The 23,654-nt window shown below is 58.6% G+C and carries 20 protein-coding genes; 6 read left to right on the forward strand and 14 right to left on the reverse strand.

The genetic code is table 11. The annotated features are described in order from the left end of the window. Nucleotides 1–2: 2 nt before the first annotated feature. Nucleotides 3–989 carry a polysaccharide biosynthesis protein gene (locus tag QP400_RS01665; RefSeq protein WP_004805636.1) on the forward strand — a complete coding sequence of 329 codons (987 nt, stop codon included), beginning with the start codon at nt 3–5 and terminating at the stop codon, nt 987–989. Here the strand turns inward: QP400_RS01665 and QP400_RS01670 are convergent. The 4 genes from QP400_RS01670 to QP400_RS01685 all read right to left on the reverse strand — a co-directional run bounded on the left by QP400_RS01670 (nt 986) and on the right by QP400_RS01685 (nt 5,405). Beyond that, nucleotides 986–2,227, reverse strand: a complete 1,242-nt coding sequence (locus tag QP400_RS01670; RefSeq protein ID WP_004805634.1) for an aggregation-promoting factor C-terminal-like domain-containing protein — start codon at nt 2,225–2,227, stop codon at nt 986–988. The two genes, QP400_RS01665 and QP400_RS01670, sit on opposite strands and share 4 nt — an antisense overlap. Before the next feature lie 6 nt (nt 2,228–2,233). Continuing rightward, nucleotides 2,234–3,397 (reverse strand): resuscitation-promoting factor, encoded by a 1,164-nt coding sequence (locus QP400_RS01675; protein ID WP_004805632.1) that lies wholly within the window; start codon nt 3,395–3,397, stop codon nt 2,234–2,236. Between the two features lie 129 nt (nt 3,398–3,526). Beyond that, the gene (locus QP400_RS01680; protein WP_004805630.1) at nt 3,527–4,519 is read right to left on the reverse strand and encodes a TatD family hydrolase; all 993 of its coding nucleotides are present in this window, start codon (nt 4,517–4,519) and stop codon (nt 3,527–3,529) included. A 4-nt stretch (nt 4,520–4,523) separates the two neighbouring features. Beyond that, nucleotides 4,524–5,405 carry a LysR family transcriptional regulator gene (locus QP400_RS01685; protein ID WP_081499156.1) on the reverse strand — a complete coding sequence of 294 codons (882 nt, stop codon included), beginning with the start codon at nt 5,403–5,405 and terminating at the stop codon, nt 4,524–4,526. Between the two features lie 114 nt (nt 5,406–5,519). Here QP400_RS01685 and QP400_RS01690 point away from each other — a divergent pair, with 114 nt between their 5' ends. Beyond that, complete coding sequence (locus QP400_RS01690) at nt 5,520–6,686, forward strand: MFS transporter (RefSeq protein ID WP_004805626.1); 1,167 nt, start codon at nt 5,520–5,522, stop codon at nt 6,684–6,686. Between the two features lie 50 nt (nt 6,687–6,736). Here QP400_RS01690 and guaA read toward each other — a convergent pair whose 3' ends face one another. From guaA to QP400_RS01705, 3 genes are read right to left on the reverse strand one after another with little or no spacing between them, the layout of a single operon-like run. Next, a complete protein-coding gene (gene guaA, locus QP400_RS01695; protein WP_004805625.1) occupies nt 6,737–8,314 on the reverse strand; it encodes a glutamine-hydrolyzing GMP synthase in 1,578 nt (525 codons plus the stop codon). A 48-nt stretch (nt 8,315–8,362) separates the two neighbouring features. Beyond that, nucleotides 8,363–9,373 carry a LacI family DNA-binding transcriptional regulator gene (locus QP400_RS01700; RefSeq protein ID WP_285462455.1) on the reverse strand — a complete coding sequence of 337 codons (1,011 nt, stop codon included), beginning with the start codon at nt 9,371–9,373 and terminating at the stop codon, nt 8,363–8,365. Between the two features lie 18 nt (nt 9,374–9,391). Continuing rightward, nucleotides 9,392–10,747: an MFS transporter gene (locus QP400_RS01705; protein WP_141740536.1), complete on the reverse strand. Its 1,356-nt coding sequence runs from the start codon at nt 10,745–10,747 to the stop codon at nt 9,392–9,394. A 205-nt stretch (nt 10,748–10,952) separates the two neighbouring features. Here QP400_RS01705 and pta point away from each other — a divergent pair, with 205 nt between their 5' ends. Together pta and QP400_RS01715 are read left to right on the forward strand one after the other, a co-directional pair. Beyond that, nucleotides 10,953–12,470 (forward strand): phosphate acetyltransferase, encoded by a 1,518-nt coding sequence (gene pta, locus QP400_RS01710; RefSeq protein WP_051004218.1) that lies wholly within the window; start codon nt 10,953–10,955, stop codon nt 12,468–12,470. A gap of 29 nt (nt 12,471–12,499) precedes the next feature. Then, the gene (locus QP400_RS01715; protein WP_004805618.1) at nt 12,500–13,687 is read left to right on the forward strand and encodes an acetate/propionate family kinase; all 1,188 of its coding nucleotides are present in this window, start codon (nt 12,500–12,502) and stop codon (nt 13,685–13,687) included. A 72-nt stretch (nt 13,688–13,759) separates the two neighbouring features. Here QP400_RS01715 and QP400_RS01720 read toward each other — a convergent pair whose 3' ends face one another. From QP400_RS01720 to QP400_RS01750, 7 genes are all read right to left on the reverse strand, one after another. Then, entirely contained in the window at nt 13,760–15,007 is a 1,248-nt protein-coding gene (locus QP400_RS01720) for an ABC transporter permease (RefSeq protein ID WP_004805615.1), read from the reverse strand. Further along, the gene (locus QP400_RS01725) at nt 15,004–15,915 is read right to left on the reverse strand and encodes an ABC transporter ATP-binding protein (protein ID WP_004805614.1); all 912 of its coding nucleotides are present in this window, start codon (nt 15,913–15,915) and stop codon (nt 15,004–15,006) included. Before QP400_RS01725 ends, QP400_RS01720 begins: the two co-directional genes overlap by 4 nt. 66 nt (nt 15,916–15,981) lie before the next feature. Next, nucleotides 15,982–16,254 (reverse strand): hypothetical protein, encoded by a 273-nt coding sequence (locus QP400_RS01730; RefSeq protein ID WP_004805611.1) that lies wholly within the window; start codon nt 16,252–16,254, stop codon nt 15,982–15,984. Nucleotides 16,255–16,367: 113 nt separating this feature from the next. Continuing rightward, on the reverse strand, nt 16,368–17,087 hold the full coding sequence (locus QP400_RS01735) for a hypothetical protein (protein ID WP_004805610.1): 720 nt from the start codon (nt 17,085–17,087) through the stop codon (nt 16,368–16,370). Then, the gene (locus QP400_RS01740) at nt 17,077–18,006 is read right to left on the reverse strand and encodes an ATP-binding cassette domain-containing protein (RefSeq protein ID WP_004805608.1); all 930 of its coding nucleotides are present in this window, start codon (nt 18,004–18,006) and stop codon (nt 17,077–17,079) included. Before QP400_RS01740 ends, QP400_RS01735 begins: the two co-directional genes overlap by 11 nt. Continuing rightward, nucleotides 18,003–18,374, reverse strand: coding sequence for a GntR family transcriptional regulator (locus tag QP400_RS01745; protein WP_004805606.1), 372 nt, complete (start codon nt 18,372–18,374; stop codon nt 18,003–18,005). The genes QP400_RS01740 and QP400_RS01745 overlap by 4 nt, the downstream gene beginning before the upstream one ends. A 79-nt stretch (nt 18,375–18,453) precedes the next feature. After that, nucleotides 18,454–22,851 carry an acyl-CoA dehydratase activase-related protein gene (locus tag QP400_RS01750; RefSeq protein ID WP_004805603.1) on the reverse strand — a complete coding sequence of 1,466 codons (4,398 nt, stop codon included), beginning with the start codon at nt 22,849–22,851 and terminating at the stop codon, nt 18,454–18,456. A gap of 124 nt (nt 22,852–22,975) precedes the next feature. Between QP400_RS01750 and QP400_RS01755 the strand changes: the two genes are divergently transcribed. Both QP400_RS01755 and QP400_RS01760 read left to right on the forward strand, forming a co-directional pair. Beyond that, entirely contained in the window at nt 22,976–23,248 is a 273-nt protein-coding gene (locus tag QP400_RS01755; protein ID WP_285462457.1) for a TetR/AcrR family transcriptional regulator, read from the forward strand. 16 nt (nt 23,249–23,264) lie between these two features. Further along, complete coding sequence (locus tag QP400_RS01760; protein WP_285462464.1) at nt 23,265–23,618, forward strand: TetR/AcrR family transcriptional regulator; 354 nt, start codon at nt 23,265–23,267, stop codon at nt 23,616–23,618. The last annotated feature ends 36 nt before the right edge of the window (nt 23,619–23,654 follow it).

The raw sequence follows: 23,654 nt of genomic DNA on the forward strand, positions 1-23,654 counted from the left end.
GTATGATCGGTGCTATGCACCAACTGCCGCTGCCCGATGAAGTTAAGACCTGGTTGAATAACCAGCTTACCGAAATGACCGGGCGCGCGGCAGCAAAGAGGGCAGATACCTCTTATTTGTGCGGCAAAAGAGTACTGGTGACCGGGGCCGGCGGATCGATCGGCGCCGAACTAGTTCGCCAGCTAGCGCCGCTGCCCCTGGCCGAATTGGTGATGCTAGACAGGGACGAATCTGCCCTGCATTCACTGCAACTGGCCCTGCACGGGCGAGCCCTCCTTACCAGCGACGAGCTGGCCCTTTGTTCCATCCGCGACAGGGAGGCACTCCACCAGGTATTTGCCGCGCACCGCCCTCAAGTCGTCTTTCACGCCGCCGCCCTCAAACACCTTCCCCTACTGCAAAAATTCCCGGCCGAAGCCTACAAAACGAACACGCTGGGCACCGCCAACGTGCTGGAGGCGGCGCAAGGGGCCGAACGATTCGTAAACATCTCGACTGACAAGGCGGCCCAGCCCACCTCCGCGCTAGGCTGCTCAAAGCAGCTAGCGGAACGACTCACTGCACACTACGGCAAAGGAAAAGCCTACGCGTCGGTGCGTTTTGGCAACCTTCTTGCCTCCCGAGGTTCGGTAGTGCATTCGCTGTACTACCAGATCATGCAAGGTGGCCCGGTTACAATCACCGATCCAAAAGTAGAACGCTTCTTCATGTCCCTGCCACAGGCCTGCAACCTAATGCTTGAAGCCGGAGGGCGAGGCCGCAACGGGCAAGTGCTAGTGATGGATATGGGCAAGCAGGTCCCAGTGTTGACTTTGGCCCAAAAACTTATGGATTACCTGGGCCGTTCGGTGCCGGTTGAGTACACCGGGTTACGCGAGGGCGAAAAACTTTCCGAATCCCTGTTTGGACCCGACGAACACCCCACCGCCGGGCCTACTAAGCAACTGAGCGCACTGGCCGTGCCTGCGCTAGCTCCGGCGGATCTTTAGTACCAGTTCACTGCCTGGGAGTGGCTCCACGCCCCGCACGGGTTACCGTAGCGCCCGGCAATATAACCAAGCCCCCACTTGATCTGGGTTGCCGGGTTAGTCTGCCAGTCTTCGCCAGCAGCAGCCATCTTAGAACCGGGCAGCGACTGCGGAATACCGTATGCGCCCGAGGACGCATTTTCGGCATTGACGTCCCAGTGCGATTCCTTGTTCCAAAGGTTAATGAGGCAGGCGGTCTGATCTGCACCCCAGCCTCGCTCAGCAACCATTGAAGCGGCGATACGCTGCGCGTCTTCGGGGGTAGCCTGCCCCTCTCCCGCGCGCTTCAGCACGTCCTCGTCCACACCTTCAGGTGCTGGCTTGGTGCCTACCTGCACGATTTCCTTCACCGGATCGGCAGTCTTTTCTTCTGCCAGCTTGGCGGAATGAACTTCCTTGCCATTGTGCTTTTCGAAGTAGATCGAAGTGGCAATGTTGCCCTTCTTCCCCTTCTGCACAACTTTCTTCGTGCCCACGTAGGCTTCGGGGTCGGGCTTTTCTTCAGTCTGGAAGTCGATCGCCTTATTTTCGACGCGAGTGCCACGCTCTACCCGCGTGACCGCAATAGTGACCTTGCCGTCTGCGTATTCGGCCTGCACCTGGTCTAGCGGGGACACCTTGACCCCGGCCTGTTCCAAGACCGCGGAAGCATCCGCCCCAGAAGGAGCCTCGACCGCTTTAGTTTGCCCGTCCACGGCAATGGTCACTGCCTGTTCTTCAGATACTAGCGGCATCGCTTTAGCGCTCTCGGAAGAACGCGATACTGCCACCCGCACCTTTTTGTCGGTGGCCGCCAGTGCCTTCGCCGCATCCCCTGTCGAGGGCGCAGCCACCATCGCCTGCTTCGGCGTCGGGTCCGCAGCGCGAGAGTACGAAACCGGGCGGGCCGAGGTTACAGAAACGATCTCGCCCTCGCCCAAAGATGCTCCCCTGGCGGGACTCACCTTGTCGTAGCGGGATGTCTTTACCCCCGCCACGCGCAAAGCATCGGTTACGGATTGGGAATACATCGCCACTGGGCGTTTCACTCCGTCGACAGACACGTAGACGTTGCGGTAGCTGGAGGCTACAGCAGTCCCTGCCGTCGCGATCATAGCGAGGGCGGCAGCAGATGCTACCAGCGCGGGAGTGCGTACCGAGGGGGCTGATTTGCCAAAGAATACCTCGGACCGTGAAGCCTTCGCGGCGTGCTTACCCAATTTTTCCTACCTTAATCCCAAGGATGCGGCGCAGCCGGGCCACTGTCCCCAGCCAGCCTGCTGCTGTAGTTTCTGCGCCCTCATAGTCTGTTCCGCGGCAGAAGCATCGGAGGGAAGTCCGCTTCCACCCATAGCCTGCCACGTCTGTGCGGTGAACTGGTACAGCCCGTAGAAGCCATTTCCGGTGTTAGTAGCCGGGTTACCGCCGGATTCACACTGAGCTAGCTGTGCCCATACTCCAGCGGGAGCGGAACCGGTGCCCCTACCCGGACGAGCAGAAGATTCCTGGTCCTTCGAATCGGAATCGGTGCCCTCATCAGTATCTTCGGTCTTGTCTTTAGCAGGCTTTTCCTTGGTGCCGACGTGCACCACCTCTTCGACCATTTCCTGAGTCTTCTTTTTACCTAGCGGAGTTTCGTGTACAACCTTGCCGTTTTCGGTGATCCGGTAGGTAGTTTTCTGAGTGACCTCGTCCTTGCCTTCCTGGGCCACCTTCGTTTCGCCCTTCGGCAGGTTCGGATCTTCGACCTTCTTGATCGTGTGCTTCTTAGTTACCTTGTCCTCGGCCACGGTACCCCGCTTGACGCGAGTGACGGTATTGGTCGGACCGTCCTCGCCAGCCTTGACCTGAGTCTTATCTAGCGGAGACACCTTCACCTTGGCGGCCGCAAGCACCTGGTCAACAGTCTGGCCGGCCTTGACAGCCACCTGCTTCTTGGCGTGTCCATCCTGGATACTGACGCGAGTGTCCTGGGCAGAAACGGGCAGCGGCTCAGAGGTATTGGAAGGACGCTTGGCGCTGACAGCACCATTGGACTGATCTGCCGACACCTGCGCGATAGAGCTAGCCGCCGACTTTACCTGCTGACGGCCTTGCCCTTTATCTACAGTGAAGTTCTTGGCCCGGCGCACCTGAATCTGAGTGCCGTTTGCAACCTGGCTCGGCCGAGCAGGGCTGACTGCATCGGCACTGCCTACCTGCACTCCCGCGTCTGCCAGCACTTCGTGGACGTTGCTCCCCCAGGTGGACACAGGACGAGTTACCCCGTCTACTGCTACCGATACCTGCTTGTGGCCCACCGCTACTGCCGTAGCAGCAGTACCGACAACGGCCAGAGAAGCTACCGCCGCGCTAGCAGCTGCACGCTTGAAGAGTTTGGAGTCAGTCATAGGTTCCTTAGATCGACGACAAAAGTTTATCGAACGTATACGATCGTAACCATTTCGTGACATTACGTCTACGTGAATCTAATAACTGCTAGCGTGATCCCGCCCTCTACAGGGTTTCCACCTGGGCTTTTAGTCCACAGAAACCGAATAAACTTCGCTGGTTGTACCGGCTAACTTCGCGCAGGTTTGCGCCAAATAGTCCGGCAACACCTCGGCGGACTTCTCCATCGCCTTCCCCAGAGCATCGTCATCATCCGTCGGCGCCACCCCGTCTGCAATTGCCCATAGCGCTGCAATTCGCCGCACGGTGAAGGGCATCAGATAAGACGCGTTGGGCTGGCCGCGGTGGGCCTGGGCAGTGAGGTAGGGCGCGTCCGTCTCGACCAGGACCAGCTCACGCGGCAATGCCAGCAAGGATTCGCGCAGATGCTTATTTGCCGGATAGGTGAGGGTGCCGCTAAAAGAGGCATACCAACCGTTGTCTGCAAGCACTTTCGCCATCTCGGCATCGCCGCTGTAGCAGTGGAATACGGTTTTTTCGGGAGCTCCTTGCGAGAGCAGCGTCGCAATAGTGTCCTCGTGGGCCTCGCGGTCGTGAATCTGCAGCGGCAGGTTCAGTTCCTTGGCGAGGGCGATGTGCTCCCTAAAGGAACGAAGTTGGTATTCCTTACCCGCCTGCGAGGTACGGAAGTAGTCGAGTCCCGTCTCGCCAATCGCCACCACTTTCGGATCCCTAGCCAGGTCGGCCACCTTTGCAATGGCATCTTCTAGGGGCACCTTGTGACGCTCCTCCGTCTCATGGGTAAGCCCATCGGGAGACTTCTCTACAAAGCCGGCATGTAGCGGTGCTTCATTGGGGTGAATCGCAAGGGCAGCCCACTGCCCGTCCTCGAGCAACGCCACGGTTGGTTCCAACTCGGGCAGCTCACATCCGGAGGTAATCATCCCGGCAACCCCAACCTGGTGAGCAAGGCGCACCTGCTCCTCGCGCAGGATGCGCTTCTGCTCTACGCAAGGAATCTCGCCCTCGTGCAGCGGAAGGTGCGTGTGATTGTCAATGACCTTGCCCGGCAGCGGCAGTGGAGCGGCCGCCCAGCCTCGCTTACGCCTAGATTTACCCATGGGCCTATCCTAACCAACGCTTCTTCAAATCTTTGGCGAGGGCGATAAACTCGGCTGCCGCCGGCGAGAGGCCCTCGTCGGCATACGCCACCCCAAATTCGAGCGAGTAGGGCGGGTCTACCGGCACCACTGCCACATTGCCCGTCCACGACCGGGTCATCGGCTCCACATTTAACGAGGCGCCCAGACCGGCCTCGACCATGGCATAGGTAGTAAAAGAATCGGCCGAAGTCAGCTTCACATCAGGAGTCACCTTGTGGGCGTGCAGGTAGCGGTCCGAATCCATCATCGTCTCTAGGTGCGTGCGCACGAACGGAGCCCCGGCAAAGGCCTGCACGGGCACCTTCGCCGCATCCGCATAGGGGTGCTGCGGCGGCAGCCAGGCCACCAGCGCCACTTTTTGCAGCGGCAACCAGTTATAACCGGGGGCCTTGGAAGTAAGGAGGGCACAATCTACTCGCCCCTCTTCCAACAGATTCAGTATCTGCGAGGTGCCGCCCTCTTCAACGCGCATGTCCACATTCGGATGCTTCTTGCGGAACGCCACAGCGATGTGCGGCAGCCAGATCGCGGCCATCGAATGCTTCGTTCCCACTGTGAGCTTGCCCTCGTCAACGCCTTTTAATCGCCCAGCAAGCTGTGCCGCCCGGGCGTGCGCGCTTACAATTTGGCGTGCCAATGGAAGCAGCCGCTGCCCCTCGCTGGTGGGGCGCACTCCCCTGGCAGAACGCTTGAGCAAGGTTAGCCCCAGCTCGCTCTCTAGGGAGTTGACCAGGCGAATCACTCCCGAAGGAGTGTAGCCAAGTTCCTGTCCCGCCGCAGACAGCGAGCCGCCCTCGGCTGCAGCAAGAAACGCTAGATACTTCGTAGAATCCGCTACCACCACGTCTCCAAACCACTTGTTGTGACATTTTGTTATAACCGCTTAGCCAGATTAGCTCTTCCATTATAACTGCCGCGTAAGGCACGATTAGACCGCAAATATCAAGATGGGACCCCAGTGACTGACGCAAAAATATTTAGCAAACATTTTCTAGCTGGCACCTTCGCCAACTTCTTCGTCTACATCCAGTACTACGTACTAATCGTTACAATTACTACCTTCGCCAAAGACTCCTACGGCGCCTCCATCTCGAGCGCAGGCTTCGCAGCCTCCGTATTCATTCTTGGCGCCCTGGTAGCCCGCTTCCTCAGCCCAATAGTTATGAAAGCGCTGGGACGCAGACGCACAATGCTTTCCGGCCTCGCCCTGATCGTGGCACTGTGCCTGGCCTACCTAGTATCCAATTCCTTACCAACTCTGCTGGTCCTGCGCGCCCTGCATGGCTTTGCCTACGGGATCTCGCAGACAGCTATCACCTCGCTAGTTACCTCTAGGATTCCCATTGCCCACCACGGCGAAGGTATCGGCTACTTCATGCTGTCGATCACCGTCGGTTCGGCAATCGGCCCCTTCATCGGCACCGCTTCGATGAACCTCCTCAGCTTCCAGACACTGTTTTTGATTTGCGCCGGCATCTCTGCCGCAGCGCTCCTGTTCGCCTTTGCCATGGGGGCCGAACCGAAGCTGGCAGAACACATAGAAGAACCGAAGAAGAAAATTTCGCTATCCACCTTCATTGAACCGGGCGCACTACCCATCTCGCTGGTCACGGCCCTGATCTACTTCGGCTACGGCACAGTTCTGACTTATCTGAATTCCTACGCCACCGAGCTGGACCTAGTGAAGGCCGCCGGCGCCTTCTTCATCGTTTACGCAGTGGTCATGTTTATCATCAGGCCTTTTACTGGCAGGCTCTTCGACGAACGCGGAGACACGGTAGTCATGGTCCCCGGCTACGCCGCCGTAGCGGTCGCACTGGCAGTACTCGCCTTTGCTTCCAACTCCTTCACCCTGCTCCTTTCTGCTGCCCTACTAGGTGCCGGCATCGGCGCTACCCAGCCAGCCGGGTTGGCATTAGCAATCAAGAACTCGCCCAAGGGACACCTAGACGTAGCAAACTCGACCTACTTCGTGTTCATGGATGCCGCGATCGGCGTGTGCCCCCTAGTACTGGGCTGGATGGTGCCCGCCTTTGGATACCGCGGCCTGTACTGGGCAGTGACCGCCATTGCCGCGTTGGCCCTGCTCGCCTACCTACTGTGCAAGAGGACGAAGAAAATCTAGTTGCATAAAGCGGATACAAAAATGCCCTGCCAGCCGGCAGGGCATTTTGTTTACTCCCACTCGATGGTTCCCGGTGGCTTGGAAGTGCAATCCAAGACCACGCGGTTAACCTCGGGAACAGTATTAGTGATGCGCGTGCTGATGCGTGCCAGCACGTCGTATGGCAACCGAGTCCAATCAGCAGTCATCGCATCCTCGGAAGAGACCGGGCGGAGCACGATCGGATGCCCGTAAGTACGGCCATCACCCTGCACGCCCACCGAATGCACGTCTGCCAACAGCACCACCGGGCACTGCCAAATCTCGCGGTCTAGCCCTGCCTTGGTCAGTTCCTCGCGGGCGATCAGGTCAGCGGCCCGCAGAATTTCCAGACGATCGCGGGTGACCTCGCCAATGATGCGGATACCTAGGCCGGGCCCAGGGAAGGGCTGACGCCACACAATGTTCTCGGGTACCCCAAGGGCCAACCCGATCTGCCGCACCTCGTCTTTGAACAGGGTACGCAGCGGCTCAATCAGTTCGAAGTCCAGGTCCTCGGGTAGCCCCCCGACGTTGTGGTGGGACTTGATATTGGCCGCACCTTCGCCTCCGCCAGATTCAACCACGTCCGGGTACAGGGTGCCCTGTACCAAGAACTTGATCTGGGTGCCCTCGGCACCTGCCTGCCGCACCAGGTCTAGCTGGGCAGCTTCGAAGGAACGAATGAATTCGCGGCCGATGATCTTGCGCTTCGTTTCCGGATCCGACACCCCTTCCAGGGCCGTTAGGAACCGTTCCGACTCGTCAACGGTAACGATCTTGATGCCGGTAGAAGCGGCGTAGTCAGTTTCGACCTGTTCCCGCTCGCCTGCACGCAGCAGCCCGTGGTCAACAAAGATACAGGTCAACTGGTCGCCAATCGCCTTATGGACGAGAGCGGCGGCCACCGAGGAGTCCACCCCACCAGACAGGCCACAAATAACCTGGGCATCGCCCACCTGTTCGCGGATCTTCTGCACCTGGGTATCGATGATGGAATCAGACGTCCAATCCCCCTTCAGGCCAGCACCCTCGTAGAGGAAGTGTTCCAGCGCCTTCTGCCCGAATTCGCTGTGGTGCACTTCGGGGTGCCACTGCACGCCGTACAAGCCGCGTTCCTTGTCCTCAAAAGCGGCTACCGGCGTCTCGGCAGTGGACGCGGTGACGATAAATCCTTCGGGAGCCTGCTGGACCGCATCGCCATGGCTCATCCACACCGCCTGCTTTTCCGGGGTATCTGAAAGTAGCAGACCACCACCGGCCTGCAGGTTTACCTCGGTGTGACCGTATTCGCGGGTGCCGGTCTTGCCAACCTTGCCGCCAAGTTTCGCGGCCATTGTCTGGAAGCCATAGCAAATTCCCAAGACGGGAACTCCGGCGCTGAAAATTTCAGGATCAATACTGGGCGCGCCCTCGGCATAAACCGAGGAGGGGCCACCAGAAAGAATGATCGCTGCAGGATTCTTATCCAGCATCTGCTGGGCAGCCATCGTGTGTGGCACGATTTCGGAATAGACGCGAGCCTCGCGCACGCGCCGAGCGATCAGCTGGGCGTACTGCGCACCAAAATCAACCACCAGGACGGGGCGTTCGGTAATACTTGAAGTCACAGGTACATCGTAGCTTGGCAGGCCCCCAAGTGCACCATTGCTATATCGTTACTTTTTCCATACCCGCCGCCGAGTGGAGCGGCGAGTGACCAGCGTAGGGTCAATCATCTGGGTCCTCCCGGCCTCGTGGTGCCCGTGCTGGCGCGATTCGATCATTGCAACCGCACCGCGCGCCATCCGCGCCAAGCCCTGATCAATAGAGGTCAGCTCCAGAGAATAAAACGAAGCCAACGCCGTGTTGTCGTAGCCCGTGACCCCCACGTCTACCCCCAGGGACATGCCGCGAGACATGATCTCGACAGCCACCTCGAACGCAATCTGGTCGTTGTGACAGATAAACGCCACATCGGTGGAATTGAAAATGTCGAAGGCCTGCAAGACCGCTTCCGAGACCCGGCCCGTCACGGTGATTGTGACAGCTTCGTCGGCCCGCCCCATGGCCTCCATTGCCGCCAAGAACCCAGTCTGCCTGCGGTGGGCGGAAGTCTGCGGAATGTCGGCATCCTCGTCCTCAAGGAACACAATGTGCTTGTAGCCCGCCTCGACCGCGTGTTCGGTAGCCAGCTGCTGCCCGCGCGCGTCGTCGCACAAGACCGCATCCACTACTCCTTTAGCAGGGGGCCGATTGAGCATGCAGACAGGCACCTGCTCGCCGATCTTGGCGATCGTCTCCGGGGAAAGCAAAGAGCCAGTTAGGATCAGCCCATCTACTCCCATCTCTATAAAACGATCAATTACCGACCGTTCTACTTCAAGTACCGAGGCCGAAGAACCGATCAGGGGCGTCAAGTTCCGTTCAGAGGCTGCCACCCTGATCGCATCGGCAAGATCGCCAAAGAAGGGGTTTGAAAATCCAGGGGTTACTAGCCCAATAGTGCGGGTGCGGCGCTCCACCAATGCCCTTGCCGCCGCATTAGGACGGTATCCCAAGCTAGCCATAGCCTCTTGTACCGCCCGGCGTTTTGTCGGCGAGACATGCTTATCCCCGTGCACTACTAGGGACACTAACTGTCTAGAAACACCTGCCAGGTCGGCAACATCTTGTTGGGTGGGCTGCATAGGTCCAGTCTACCTTTACTAATGTGCCGTCTTAGAAGGAAGCCGCGGAGGTAGGGGCACAACCCGCGCCACGAGCAAAGTCGCCCCGCAGTCGACCAAGGCCATAGCCAAGAACGCGCCCGCAGCCCCCAAGCGGTCTGCAACCAGCAAGAACAACGCCATGGACACGCCCGCCACCACCAGCGAAGCGGCGTTAGCGCGAGTGCGCACCGGCCCGGGCGTATGCGCCCTCGTCAACGAATTGGCGGCTGGGAACATAACCATGATCACGGTTAGGGCATGGATCAAGAAGATGGCTGCGACCAGCGTCCACGCTCCGGCCGCGTGCGGCACCACAAGGAAAAAAGTAGCTGCCAGTCCAGCTAGACAAAGCGCCGAGGTGCCACCCCCCACCAGCAGTGAAGACCGGCGGGAGGTCATGAACGAAAATGCCGGGGGCAAGAAACCGTAAACCCTGGCGATCAACCCGAACAGGGCGCAGGCTACCGCCGCCATTCCCACAATGACTGACACGGTCATGGATGCGCCCGTCCAAGAGCAAATCACAATTCCAAAGAGGAAGATGATGCTCACCCCGGTCGAATGTAGCCCGATCGCGGCGGCGATTGCCGACCTCGTCATGATCTTTTGCCTAGGAGAGGAATACTGCGCCTTGCGCCGCCCAATCGTGTCGTCGGTGACGGAAGCCAAGATCTGCATGCGGCCATATTCGCGCGCGATCCTAGCTGCCTGCCCGGTGCGGATACGAACGAGGGCGACCATCGCTTCTTCCTCGCGTCCCTGCCGAAGCAGCAGCACAGGAGATTCGGGGCTTCGCCAGGTCAGCCAGGCAGCCGCGAGCGCGGGAATAGTAGGAAGGAGGAATAGGAGGGCAGGGCCCGACAGATAGCTGGGAAGTGAGATCGTTTCGAGTTCGTACAGCCAAGCCCAGGTTGCAGTTAGTGAGAGTCCTAGCAGGATCCCGGACATAAGTGCCAGGTCTCCTATTACATAGAACCGACCGCGCAACCGGGAAGGCATGAGTTGACGTATATATTTGCCGCCGGAGCTGACAGCGACCCCGCAAGACATTCCCCCTACCACCGCGGCTGCCCCCAGCAGAGGGAAGGCGGAGGTAAAGGCGGCCGCCACTAGTGCCCCGGCTGCGAAAGCCATCGCGACAGTAGTAAGGAGCCGCGAAGATTTACTCATTTCGTCTAGATGCTGGGCAAGGAAGAGTCCGGGGGCGGCCGCTAGAAAGGCAACCGCTACCAAGGCTGCTCGCTCAAATACTGATATACCCGCTATTTTCATGTGTTCCAGTAACGGCAAAGAGGCGCCAAGGGTCGCAATAATCCATCCCACAGTAAGCATGACCAGCACAAACTGTGCCACTACCTTGGGTCTGCCCAGCTTTGGGACGGACTCTTTAAGGTCCTGTATGTGGTGTACCAAACTAACTTTGTCGGGCACTGCCGCTCCTAAAACACTTTGTCAATACAATTAGATTACCTAATCAATCCGCAAAAGCCACATATTTTAAGCAAACATTAGGAAAAATAAGTGACCAAAGGCGCGTCACATATTTTTCCCGGCTCCTATGCAAACAGTTACAGTTACCTTGGAAGCTAATCTCTACGAGGAGAAGTTCATGACTCGGATCCACGTGCTACCAGTTGACACGTCTTACTCCGTCAGCCCCATCGCTGACAAGATCGCTCAGAAACTACAGTCCACCCCCGCCCGCCCCTACGCCGAGGGCGAGTGGTACACGCAGGCAACCGCGCTGCGCGCAAAGGCCACCCCTGCACTGCAGGATGCCCTGGTTGTCGACGGCTCTGTTGCCGCGCCGGTCGCAGGCCTTTCCCTTCTTGGCGTCCAGGCAGGAGTAGCTGCTGACGATTCAGCAACCGTTCTGCTGGTAGTGAACGAGGCCGCTAACGCCGACCAGGCCATCGCAGCCGCCACCAAGGTTGTCGAGGACGCACACGCCGCTGTGTCCGCCGTCCTCGTCATTGGCGGAGAGGCCTCCGTAGAGGGCGTAAAGGTCTTCACCTCCGCTGACGAGCAGATCAGCGACGAGTTGGCAGAAGAACTGGCCGGCCTCACCAAGGCCTCCGGTTCCGGCGTTGTCACCCCCGGTGCTTTCAAAGCCGGGTTCATCAAGCAGGCCAAGAGCGAACTGCGCACCATCGTTCTGCCCGAGCCTGACGACCTGCGAGTGCTGCAGGCCGCCGCTAACGTCCTCGAAATGGGCACCGCTAACCTAGTGCTGCTCGGCGAAGAGGCCGAAATCAAGGCTGCCGCAGAAAAGGAAGGCCTGGACATCTCGGCCGCCCAGATCGTTTCCCCCAAGGACCCGGAGCGCATTGACCGCTACGCCCAGATCCTGTACGAAGCCCGCAAGCACAAGGGCGTCGACCTAGAGAAGGCTAAGTCCATGCTGGCCGACGTTTCCTACTTCGGCACCCTAATGATCGCTGCTGGCGAGGCCGACGGCATGGTTTCCGGCGCCGTCCACACCACTGCCGAGACCATCCGTCCCGCACTGCAGATCATCAAGACCAAGCCCGGCACTTCTACCGTGTCCGGGTCTTTCTTCGTCCTGCTCGAAGATCGCGTCCAGCTGTACGCCGACTGCGCAGTGACCATCGATCCGACCTCGGATCAGCTGGTCGACATTGCTGCCGCCTCTGCTGACACTGCCAAGAGCTTCGGCATGGACCCGAAGGTCGCCCTCATCTCCTACTCCACCGGCGATTCGGGCAAGGGCCCGACCGTCGACAAGGTCAAGGAAGCAATGGCAAAGATCAAGGAAACCCACCCCGAACTAGTAGTGGACGGCCCGCTCCAGTTCGACGCGGCCTTTGATCCCACCGTCGCTGCCAAGAAGCGTCCCGGCTCCCCCGTTGCGGGCCAGGCCAACGTCTTCGTGTTCGTCAACCTCGACCAGGGTAACTGCACCTACAAGGCAGTTCAGCGCACCGCCGGCGCTACCGCTATTGGGCCGGTGCTGCAGGGCATGAAGAAGCCAGTCAACGACCTCTCGCGCGGGGCCACCGTTGACGACATTGTCAACACCATCGTCCTAACCGCCATTCAGGCGCAGGAAAAGTAAGCTAATTTCTAAAAAAGGAGAAGTGCTTAATGGCACGCACTGTTCTAGTAATTAACTCCGGTTCGTCCTCGATCAAATACCAGCTGCTAGATCCGGACACCGGCGAAGTACATGCCAAAGGCCTGTGCGAGCGAATTGGCGAAAAGGAAGGCCACATTGCCCACAAATACCAGGGCAAGACCACCGAGGTAAACGAGCCCATCGCCGACCACGGCGCCGGCCTTTCCGAAATTCTGCGTCTGTTTGACGAGGTTGGCCCCTCCATCGCCGAATCCAACGTGATCGGCGTCGGCCACCGCGTCGTGCAGGGCGGCAAGTACTTCGACGGCCCAGCTCTGATCACTGACGAAGTTCGCCAGAAGATCGAGGAGCTGTGCCCGCTCGCTCCGCTGCACAACCCGGCTCACCTATCCGGCATCGACGTAGCCAAGAAGCTGCTGCCGGACGTACCCCACGTAGCAGTTTTCGACACCGCGTTCTTCCAGACTCTTCCGGCCGAGGCTTCCACTTACGCCATCGACCAGGAAGTCGCCGAGAAGTACGAGGTACGTCGTTACGGTGCCCACGGCACCTCCCACCGCTTCGTCTCGGGCCGCGTCGCCGAGCTGCTTGACCGCTCCGATCTGAAGCAGATTGTCCTTCACCTGGGCAACGGCGCTTCGGCCTCGGCAGTTGTAAATGGTGAGGCCGTTGACACCTCTATGGGCCTCACTCCCCTAGAGGGCCTGGTAATGGGCACCCGTACTGGCGACATCGACCCGGCGGTTGTCTTCCACCTGGCCCGTCAGGCCAACATGAGCATCGACGAGCTGGACACCCTGTTCAACAAGAAGTCCGGCCTGCTCGGCCTGTGCGGCGACAACGACATGCGCACCGTGCGCGATCTGGCTGACGAGGGCAACGAAAAGGCCCGCGCCGCCCTCGACGTGTACCTGCACCGCCTAGTGTCCTACGTCGGCCGTTACTACGCCGTCATGGGTGGCCTGGACGTTATTGCGTTCACCGCCGGTGTTGGCGAGAACGACGTGGATATTCGCCGGGAACTGTGCGAACGCCTGGCATTCATGGGCATCGAACTGGATGAAGAGGTCAACAAGATCCGCGGCGACGAACCGCGCACCATCTCGACCCCGAACTCCAAGATCACCGTCATGGTTGTTCCCACCAACGAGGAACTGTCCATTGCGCAGCAGGTAATGCAGATCGCCCAGAAGTAACCACTTCTAACAAGTCCGGCCTCCTCACTTCCGCATTGGAAGTAGGGAGGCCGGTTCTTTAGTTAATGCCGCTTAGGCCTTTTCCACAGTGCGTCCGAAGGCCTGTCGGAAGGACAATTTGCCGCCGGTGTTCATGACGCCGCGGCGGTATGCTCGGCCGCCTAGCCAGATGAGCAGAGGCAATGCCAGGAGGTTCAGGGCCACAGCCACTAGGATTTCCCAGGTGGGAGCCACTGACCAGGCAATTCGCACGGGCATTGCGTAGCAGCTTGCTCCCGGAATGAAGGAGAGCACGCGCACGATTGACGAGACGGGGTTTCTCATAGCTACGAACAGCGCAACGTAGAGGATCACCATCTGCAAGAACACCAGCGGCATGAGCGCAGTACCCATGTCTTCTGTGCGGGTGACCATTGCTCCCACGCCCGCGTACAGGAAGATGTAGGTGCAAAAGCCCAGTACCATCCACACCAGCACCCAGCCGGAAATACCAGCCGCGTCAACGTGCATGTCCAACGCCTGCACCAGGGCTCGCCCGCCAATGAAGGCGCCGAGGCCCATAATGGCCAGTTGCGCAAGCGCCATGATTGCCACTCCCAGCACCTTTCCAAGAAGGAGTCTGGTTGGGCTGACAGCACCGAGCAACACTTCAACAATTCGCGAAGACTTCTCTTCTACTACGCCGAGGGCGACTACTTGTCCCGCGGTCATGATGATCATGAACATGAGCAGTAGCGCCACTAGCGAGATGATGTAGTTGGCCATGTCATTGAGCTGGAAGTCGTCAGAGCCCTTATCCTTTTCGTCCTTTGGCGACACGTTCACGGCCTTGAACTTAACGTCATTTACCTGCTTGTTCAGTTCCTGAACATTGCCGCCAACATCTTGGATGTATTTCGTGAGGGCGGCCGAGGAGGCTATCTGCCTGACCGTGGTGGATAGAGACATCGGGGCGGGACCATCCGAAAGCAGCTGTGTTTCTTCGCCGGCCTTCACGATGGCGTAGTCGACGTCGCCCTTTTGCACCAACTTTTTGGCTTCCTCGTTGCTGGCTACCCGCTTGGTTACGGCATCGTCAGTCATCGCGCCAACGCCGGCTTCTTGCATCTGCTTGGATACGGCTTTCAGCGCGGTTCCCATCTGCTGGGTGTCCGCAGTAACCGCAATCGTGTCTGGCTCGCTCTCTGAGGAAAGGAGGTTGCCGGCAATAATTCCGCCCACGCCCAGCACTAGCGCCATGATGATGGTCGTTGCCAGTGTTGCCTTATTGAGGCCGCGCTGAATGATCTCGCGTTTGGCGATCTGCCATACCTGGTTCACTTGTCGGCCTCCTGGTTCTTAGAAACAGTGTCGCGGAAAATCTCGGCTAGCGGGGGCACCTCATCGGCGAAGCCGTACACGTCTCCGGCGGCGAGGGCGGCGCGCAACACCCGTTGCTTCTGCGCGGGATCGGTGAACTTGATTGTGCCGCCCCCATCCAGGTCGGTAATTTCCAGCCCGGCGCCGGCTTCCTTGGCTGCCGCCCAAGCCTCGGGGCTTGCCTGCACCTTGGTTGCCGGATCTGCGGTGGCTCGCAGCTCCGCTACGGTTCCCGTGGCCACTAACCTGCCTGAGGAGATGATGCCAATTCGGTCACAGACGCGTTCTACCAGGTCCAATTGGTGCGAGGAGAACAGTACAGGCACGCCACTGGCAGCGTATTCGCGCATCGCTTGGCTCATCGCGTCCACCGCAACGGGGTCTAGGCCCGAGAAAGGCTCGTCCAGGATCAGCGCTCGGGGGTTGAATAGCAGGGCGGAAGCAAGCTGCACCCGCTGCTGGTTACCCAACGAGAGTTTTTCGACCTCGTCGCCGCGACGGGAGCCAACTCCCAGCCTTTCCGTCCACTTCTGCTGTGCTGCGCGAGCGTCGGCGGAATTCATGCCGTGCAAGCGGGCTAGATATTCCAGCTGTGGGGCGACCTTCATCTTCGGGTACAGCCCTCGCTCCTCTGGCATGTAGCCTATCCGCGTTCGCGCCTTCTGAGTGAGCGGTTTCCCGCCTAGGCACACCTGCCCCTGGTCCGGGTCAATGATGCCCATGGCAATCCGCATCGTTGTCGTCTTACCTGCACCGTTCGCGCCGACGAAACCGAATAGTTCACCCTCAGCAACGGTGAAGCTAACGTTCTCTAGGGCTTTGATACGGCCGAAAGTTTTCGACAGATGGGAAAACTCCAGATCGTTCATTTCTTTCCTTAAATAATGATGAGGGAATGTTCGCTCCCGCCCTGCCCTTGCAGCGAGAACGGAAAGCTATAGCAGATAGCCGTCGAAGGACTTTACCACCTTGTCCCCCAGCTTCACTTCCGCTGCGACAGCCCCCATTTGGGCCGGCTCTATCGTGGCTGACAGAACTTGCCCGTCGAGCTTCGTTGTCAGTTGAAGTTCGCCGCTTCCCTCTTTGGTATCTTTTACTTCTTCGTCTACCAGTATGGTCCACGTTGGTTTGGATGACTTATTTTTTCCAATTACTTGCACCCAGTGTTTTCCTACCGCAAACCCATAATTATTGTTCTCAAAACTCATTTCTTTCCTTCTACGCAACTTGACCTAATTCACACATGTATGCGCTTTTATGTTTTCACGCATAAATTGGTCCAGCAACACTTCGCGCTGGCTAGCTGCGCAGAAGGAAGAAACTACACTCGAGGGCGGGCTACTTGCTTTATCCCGAACGCAAGCGCGGCGAGCACTGCAAATGCCGCCGAGACAATGATGCCTCCCCAACCAGCTCCAATCATGGAGCCCGCATCCGAGAAATATAAACCGACGAGCATGGCAAGAAAGTGGCTTATGGCGTACGCAATTAGGACGGCAGCCACTCCGGAGGCAATCTTTGATCTTCTTCCGAAGATCAGGCACATTGCGATCTGCTGGGTGCACATCAGCGTGAATGTGAGCATGATTAGTCCGCACACCGGTATGGGCAAAGGTTCGCTCAGCAGCGGCTGACCATTGAGGGAGAGCCGCAGAGCGCTGATCGCCGCCCCTGGAAGCGCCAGCCTATATAGCACTACAAAAATGGTCCACATTACAGTCATTGCTAGGGTGTCCACGAGGTTTATCCAGAGCGTGGCTCTTCCCGCCTGCGAACCGGATACGCCAGCTATAGACCAAGCCCGCTGCGCGTTTTCGCCAACAGCTACGGCGTCGCTAATCACGATCATGACTCCCGCAAAAGAGGCACCCCCAATAAGAAAGGTTGGGAATCCTTCCAACTTGCCAATGCTGCGGGACAGCAAACCAATTACCAGACACAGAACGATGAAGAACACCGCCCCACCGATTCGCCATGCCAAAAATTTAGCTGACACGCGCCGCTTCATTAGGGCGTTACCTAGCTGAATACTATTTCGCATCGTGTTCCTCCCCCAAGGCCGGCTCAGTTGGTGTTGCAGGCCTGCTCTTGTCCTCGGTTAGCACCCGGAAAGTTTGCGCCAGATCGAGACCTTCCATCTGAATACCTGCCTGCTCGCAGTAGCGCCGCAACGATTCTGGCAACGCTCCGTCTACGGTAGCCTTCAGTAGTGAGCCCTGCTGCTGGCGCTCTAGCAGCCGAATTCCCGCCTCTTGCAGTTTCATCACGGCTTCGCGAGGGCCTAGCAATTCAGTGAAGGAGTCCAGCAAGGCATCGACTTCCCCAGCGAAGCGAACCTGGCCCCGCTCCAGAACAACCACTTGCCCTATCACCTGCTCGATTTCCGATATAAGGTGTGAAGACAGCACGAAGCCGCGTCCAGTTTGGCCGTTCAATCGAACGATTTGCTCGTACATCTTTTCGCGTGTGGGCTGATCCATTCCTAGGTGGATTTCGTCCAGCAGGGTAAGTTCTGCCCCGCTCGCTAGCGCCAGGCAGAGGGCGAACGTGGACTGCATGCCTTTTGAAGCCCGCCCAATAATGCGCGGCACGTCGATCCTGAAGTAATCGAGCAATTCTTCAAATAGGGCGCCAGACCAACTCGGACGCAGGCTGGCGACCTCTACTAGAATGCGCCCCGATGTGCCCTTATCCCAGTTCCCGCCATCTGCTACTAGACAGGTGTTTGCGCACGCCGAGGGCGAATGTGCGGGGTGACCATCTATCTGTACTTTCCCGGAGGACGGGAAAAGTTCGCCCCCGAGCAGTCGCATAAGTGTTGTTTTTCCAGAACCGTTTCGGCCCAGCAAACCGGTTATCTCTCCGGCATGGATCTGCAAGTCGACATCGGTTAGGGCTGGATCGCCCCTTCTATACTTCTTTCCCAGACCCGTGCAGGTCGCGCCTACGCTGTCTGTCATTTCTCGCCTCCCAAGTAGGTGCGGATAAGATCCAGCAATTGCGAATCGGAATATCCCAGCTTGCGTCCTCGCTCAAGGGCAGGAAGCAGCACCTCGTCCTTATAACCGGTGCGAAGGTTGCCCACTAGCTTCTTGTAAGCCCCACTGGCAACAAACATGCCTATGCCCCGCCGCTTTTCGACTAGCCCCTGTCGTGTCAGTTCGGCAAATGCCTTTTGAGCAGTGGCCGGGTTGATGCGGTAGGTGGCAGCATACTCGGTCGTGGACATCAGCTTGTCCCCGTCAGTTAGGGTGCGCGCAACTATCTGATCTTTGATGGAATCCGCAATCTGCCGGTAGATAGGGCCAGGGCCACTAAAGCTCTTCAACCTCACCCCTCCTGCCTATCGGTTCATTACTTAACTAATGAACCATACAACCAGGAGGGTGTCAACACCTGTGTATGTTTTAGCTGCGAACCTTGGGCATTCCTAGGGCGACCGGCCCCCGCCTCGGCGCGCCTCCGGCGCATGCACCGCAGGAAGGCGCTGCCGGTACCTCGTCTTGTGGCACCCCGGAAAAGTCCAGGGAGCCGTCAGCCATATGCGCCGCCGCGATCATCAGCTTGATGCGGTTTAGCTGATTGACCGCAGATGCACCCGGGTCATAATCGATCCCCACCAAGTTTGCCTCCGGGTAGCGTTTGCGCAGCGGCCTAAACATGCCCTTGCCTACGACGTGGTTGGGAAGGCATGCGAAAGGCTGTACACAGATGATGTTCGGGCATCCGTGTTCGATCATGTCGACCATTTCAGAAACTAGGTACCAGCCCTCACCTGCTTGATTCCCCTTGGAAGCAATATCGGTTGAGCGGGCTGCCATCTGCATAATTGGCGTGGGAGCGCTAAATTTTCCACCCGTGCGTGCAAAGGCTTTCCGAACCGGTGCCTGATAGAGCGCAAGCACCTTGAGCGCCAACTGCTTACCCCAGGTACTCTTCAGAGAATCGCCCATCACCTGGCGCTTCCAATCGTAGTCAGCGGCGGCGTACTCAAAGAACTGCAGCAAGCCAGGCAGCACGGCCTCGCACCCTTCGTCCTCGATCACGCGCACCGCATGGTTGTTAGCATCCGGGTGGAACTTCACCAAGATCTCGCCAACAATCCCCACCCTGGGTTTGCGCGGAATGTCGGCCAAAGGCAGATTGTCGAAGGCCCGCACGCACTCGCTCACTAGCTTTCGGAAAGAGCATTTGCCCAACCCATCTGCCCGCGAAGTGGCGAACCATTGGCGGGCTAATTTATCCCAGTGGCGGTACAGTTCCATGGCACTGCCGGGGCGCTTCTCGTAAGGACGCACGCGTAGCAGCATCTTCTGGATGGCATCACCCAAGGTGATCGCCTGAATAACCCGGTGCAGGGTCTTCTTGCCCAGTTCGAAGCCCGGGTGGGTTTCGACCTCTTGCAGCGAGGCGGCGAGCACGGGTACCTGTGCGAATCCTGCATCGCGCAGCCCCTTGCGCAGCAGCGCAGCATAGTTGGTGGCCCTACACATACCCCCTGTCTGCGAGATGGCCACCACGGTCTTGTCCGGATCCACTTTGCCGGAAACAAACTGGTCAATAAGCTGGCCAATGACCACCATTGCCGGATAGCACGAGTCGTTGTTCACGTACTTGAGGCCGGTCTCGATAGTGTCCGTGTCAGTATGTTCCAACAGTTTCACATTCAGCCCTGCGCGCTGCAGTACCGGTTCGGCTAGACGGAACTGGATCGGCGCCATCTGGGGTACCAGAATCTGGTAGCCCGCTTCGCGCATCTCTTTTGTGAACACCGCGTTCTGGTGCACATGCCCGGCCTTCTTGTGGTGGAAAGTCTCTACCGAGGCCGACCTGTCTGCCCGCTCCTTCGAAGCGGCATCTAGCGACCGCAAGCGGATCTTCGCGGCGCCCAGGTTCGAGACCTCATCGATCTTCAGCTGGGTGTATACGTCACCGCGTCCTTCCAGGATCTCTTGGACCTGTTCTGAGGTGATCGCATCCAACCCACACCCAAAGCTGGTTAGCTGCACGAGCTGCAGGTCAGGCTCATCTCCGACGCGCGCACCGGCCTCGTATAGACGAGAGTGATAGGACCATTGGTCGACCACCCGAAGGGGACGTTCTAGCCGAGCGTCAGCAACCGAATCCTCGGTCAGCACAGCCATGCCTAGACCGTTAATAACCTCGGGAATACCGTGGTTAATCTCTGGGTCCAGGTGGTAGGGCCGGCCCGCCAAGACGATGCCGCGCACCGAGTGCTCCCGCATCCACTCCAGGGTCTCTGCCCCCTTGTTGCGCACCTCCTCGCGCACCGCCTCAAGCTCTTCGAAACCAGCGGCCACTGCCGCCTTCGCTTCGGCCAGAGTCACGTTCCAATCCGCGAACGTGTCGACCAGCATCTGCTCCACCTTGGCGGGGTCACGCAAATTTACGAACGGGCTTATGAAGCGCACCCCGTCCTCTTCAAGGGACTCCATATTGCCGCGCAGCACCTCCGGGTAGGTGGCCACCACGGGACAGTTGAAAGAGTTGTCTGCCCTATCGCCCTTCACTGAGGTGTAGTTGACGCAGGGGTAAAAGATCGTCTTGATGCCCTTAGAGAGCAGCTGTTCGATGTGCCCGTGGGTCAATTTGGCCGGGTAGCAAACGTTTTCAGACGGGATGGAATCCATGCCCCGCTCAAACATGTCGTGGCTCGACCGGCCCGAAATCATGACTCTGAACCCCAGCGACGTAAGGATGGTAAACCACAGCGGGTAGTCCTCGTACATGCCTAGTACTCGGGGAATCCCAATATCGCCGCGGTGCGCCTTCTTCTCGGTCAGACGGCGGTAGCCAAATATTCGCTTGTACTTCCACTCATACAGATTCGGCAGATCGGATTTCTTCGGGCGCTTTTCTAAGGACGCACCGCGCTCACACCGGTTACCCGAAACGTGCCTTTCCCCATTCGAGAAAGTAGAGATGGTCATGTTGCAGTGGTTTTGGCAAAGCCGACAGGTCTTGCGGGTAGTAGTGACCTGAAAATCTTCCAGATCGCGCACTTGCGCCAGAGTGGATTCGCCCTGCCCGGTATCGTGTTCTTTAGCAATGAGGGCGGCGCCGTAAGCTCCCATGAGGCCGGCGATGTTTGGGCGAATTACTTCCCGCCCAGTCAGCAGTTCGAAGGCGCGCAGCACGGCATCGTTTAGGAAGGTTCCTCCCTGCACTACCACCTTGGGGCCGAGGTCGTCGGCGTCCTTCAACTTGATGACTTTGTACAGCGCGTTGCGCACTACCGAATAGGACAGCCCGGCTGCAATGGCGCCCACGTCAGCGCCCTCTTTTTGGGCCTGCTTCACCGAGGAATTCATAAACACGGTGCAGCGTGTGCCCAGGTCAACCGGGGCCTTAGAGGCCACTGCGGCAGCGGCAAATTCGCGCACGTCCTTGCCCATCGTGGCTGCAAAGGTCTGCAGGAAAGAGCCACACCCCGATGAGCACGCCTCATTTACCGAGATGGAATCCACTACCCCGTCGCGAATCTTCACGAATTTCATGTCCTGGCCGCCGATGTCCACCACCGAGGTGACTCCCGGGTTGATGTAGTTGGCGGCCTTGAAGTGCGCCATCGTTTCGACCTCGCCCTCTTCCAAAGTGAGCGCGGTCTTCACCAGTCCTTCGCCATACCCCGTGGAGCAGGCCCGCCCAATAACGGTTCCTTCAGGCAGTGCTGCTCGCACGTTGCGCACGATCTGCACTCCAGCTTTGACCGGGTCGCCCTCGTTGGAGGCGTAGTGGGTAAAAACAATGCGATCTAAAGAATCGATCACAACAGCTTTAATCGTGGTTGAACCGGCATCGATCCCCAGCCAGCAGCGTCCCGTAGCCTGCTCAGTCGGGATAGATTCAATCCGTTCACGGCCGTGGCGGTCAACAAATTCCGCCCGCTCTGCCTCGTCTTTGAACAGGGGCCGCATGAGGGCGGACTCGCCGCCCACCGGGGCGCTCTTTAGTCGGTCGATCAGATCAGTGAGCGGCTCTGGCAATGCCACGTTGCGGTTGGCGGGCCCTCCGGCTGCCAGCAGGGCAGAGCCGAGCGCCACGTAAAGCTGCGCGTCCTCGGGAGTAGTGAATTCTTCCACGTCGGGCAAGAGCTTGCGGTAGGCCTCACGCAGGTTAGGCATGAAGTGCAGCGGGCCGCCCAGCATCATGACGCGCCCCCGGATCGGCCGCCCGCAGGCAAGACCAGCAATAGTCTGCGTGGCTACCGCGGTGAACACCGAGGCTGCCAGGTCAGCATGGGCAGCGCCCTGATTGAGCAGTGGCTGCAAATCAGTTTTTGCAAACACCCCGCACCTAGAAGCGATTGGATATTCAGTTTTGGCGGCTCCGGCCAGTTCGTTCAGCCCCGCCGCGTCAGTTCCAAGGAGCGTTGCCATCTGGTCGATGAACGCGCCCGTTCCGCCCGCACACGTGCCATTCATTCGCTGTTCAGGGGTGGGGTGCAAGTAGGTGAGCTTGGCGTCCTCGCCCCCAAGTTCGATGATCACGTCTGTTTCGGGATGGTTTAGGCGCGTTGCCTCAGTTTCGGCAATGACCTCTTGCACGAAGGGAACATTCATGGCTTCGGCAACGCTTAACCCGCCCGAACCCGTAACCGCTAACTGTGCGGAGACTCCCGGCAGATCAGTAGTGATGTCTTCCAGCAACCGCACTAGTTCGTTGCGCACGTCAGCATTGTGCCTGCGGTAGTCGGCAAACAGCCGCTTGCCGTCCTCGTCTAGCACAACTGCCTTCACAGTAGTGGATCCAACGTCGACGCCCACCCGAACCAACTTGCTCATTCGCTCCCCCTTTGGTGCTTCTCGCAGACTAAACTGATTCCGAAGTAATTTCCACCACGTTGAAATTAGTCCGAAGCTAACGCGCCTCACCTGCAATGACAGCAATTTTAGGAGATGGAGCACAATGACGGCAAAGAAATTAAATTACGAACCCTCCCCCTGCGGAAAACGCGGCCCAAAGCATCCTCGGGGGCAAGTGCGCGCCGACATTCTTGCCGCCGCCCACAAGATCTTCGTCCGCTACCACTACCAGGAAGCGACCGTCCGCAAAATTGCTGCCGAGGCGGAAGTCGACCCCGGACTGATCAACTACTACTTCGGCACCAAGCAACGACTTTTTCGCGAAGCCATGGCATTGCCCGCTGACCCCCGCCCGCATCATCCACGACATTCTTAGCCAGCAGTCTGCAGACCTGGGCAGGCACCTATCGAAACTGGCACTAGAGGCATGGGAACAAGCGGCCACCGCCGGCACCTTGTCCGCCCTCTTTTCGGCGCTGGTCACCGACGAGGAAACCCAGCGCATCTTCCGCAATTACTTTGCCACCGAGATCGTGCCCGTGATCAAGGAGTTCGCGGGGCGTGACGGTGCGCTAATAGCGCAGGTGGTAGGCGCTTACGGCGCCGGCCTAATCCTGCTGCGCTACGTAGTAAAGATGGAACCCATCGCCTCGATAAAACGCGAGGACCTGATGGAGATTCTACAACCGGTATTACGCGCCCTGGTAGCTGCGGGAGTAGGCACAACTTTGCGCCACCGTGCGTGAAAACGTGCGAGCACCAGCATTCCTTAGGCAAAATGG

Origin of the sequence: Winkia sp. UMB3158, from assembly GCF_030217145.1 — a bacterium.
Taxonomy (GTDB): domain Bacteria; phylum Actinomycetota; class Actinomycetes; order Actinomycetales; family Actinomycetaceae; genus Winkia; species Winkia anitrata.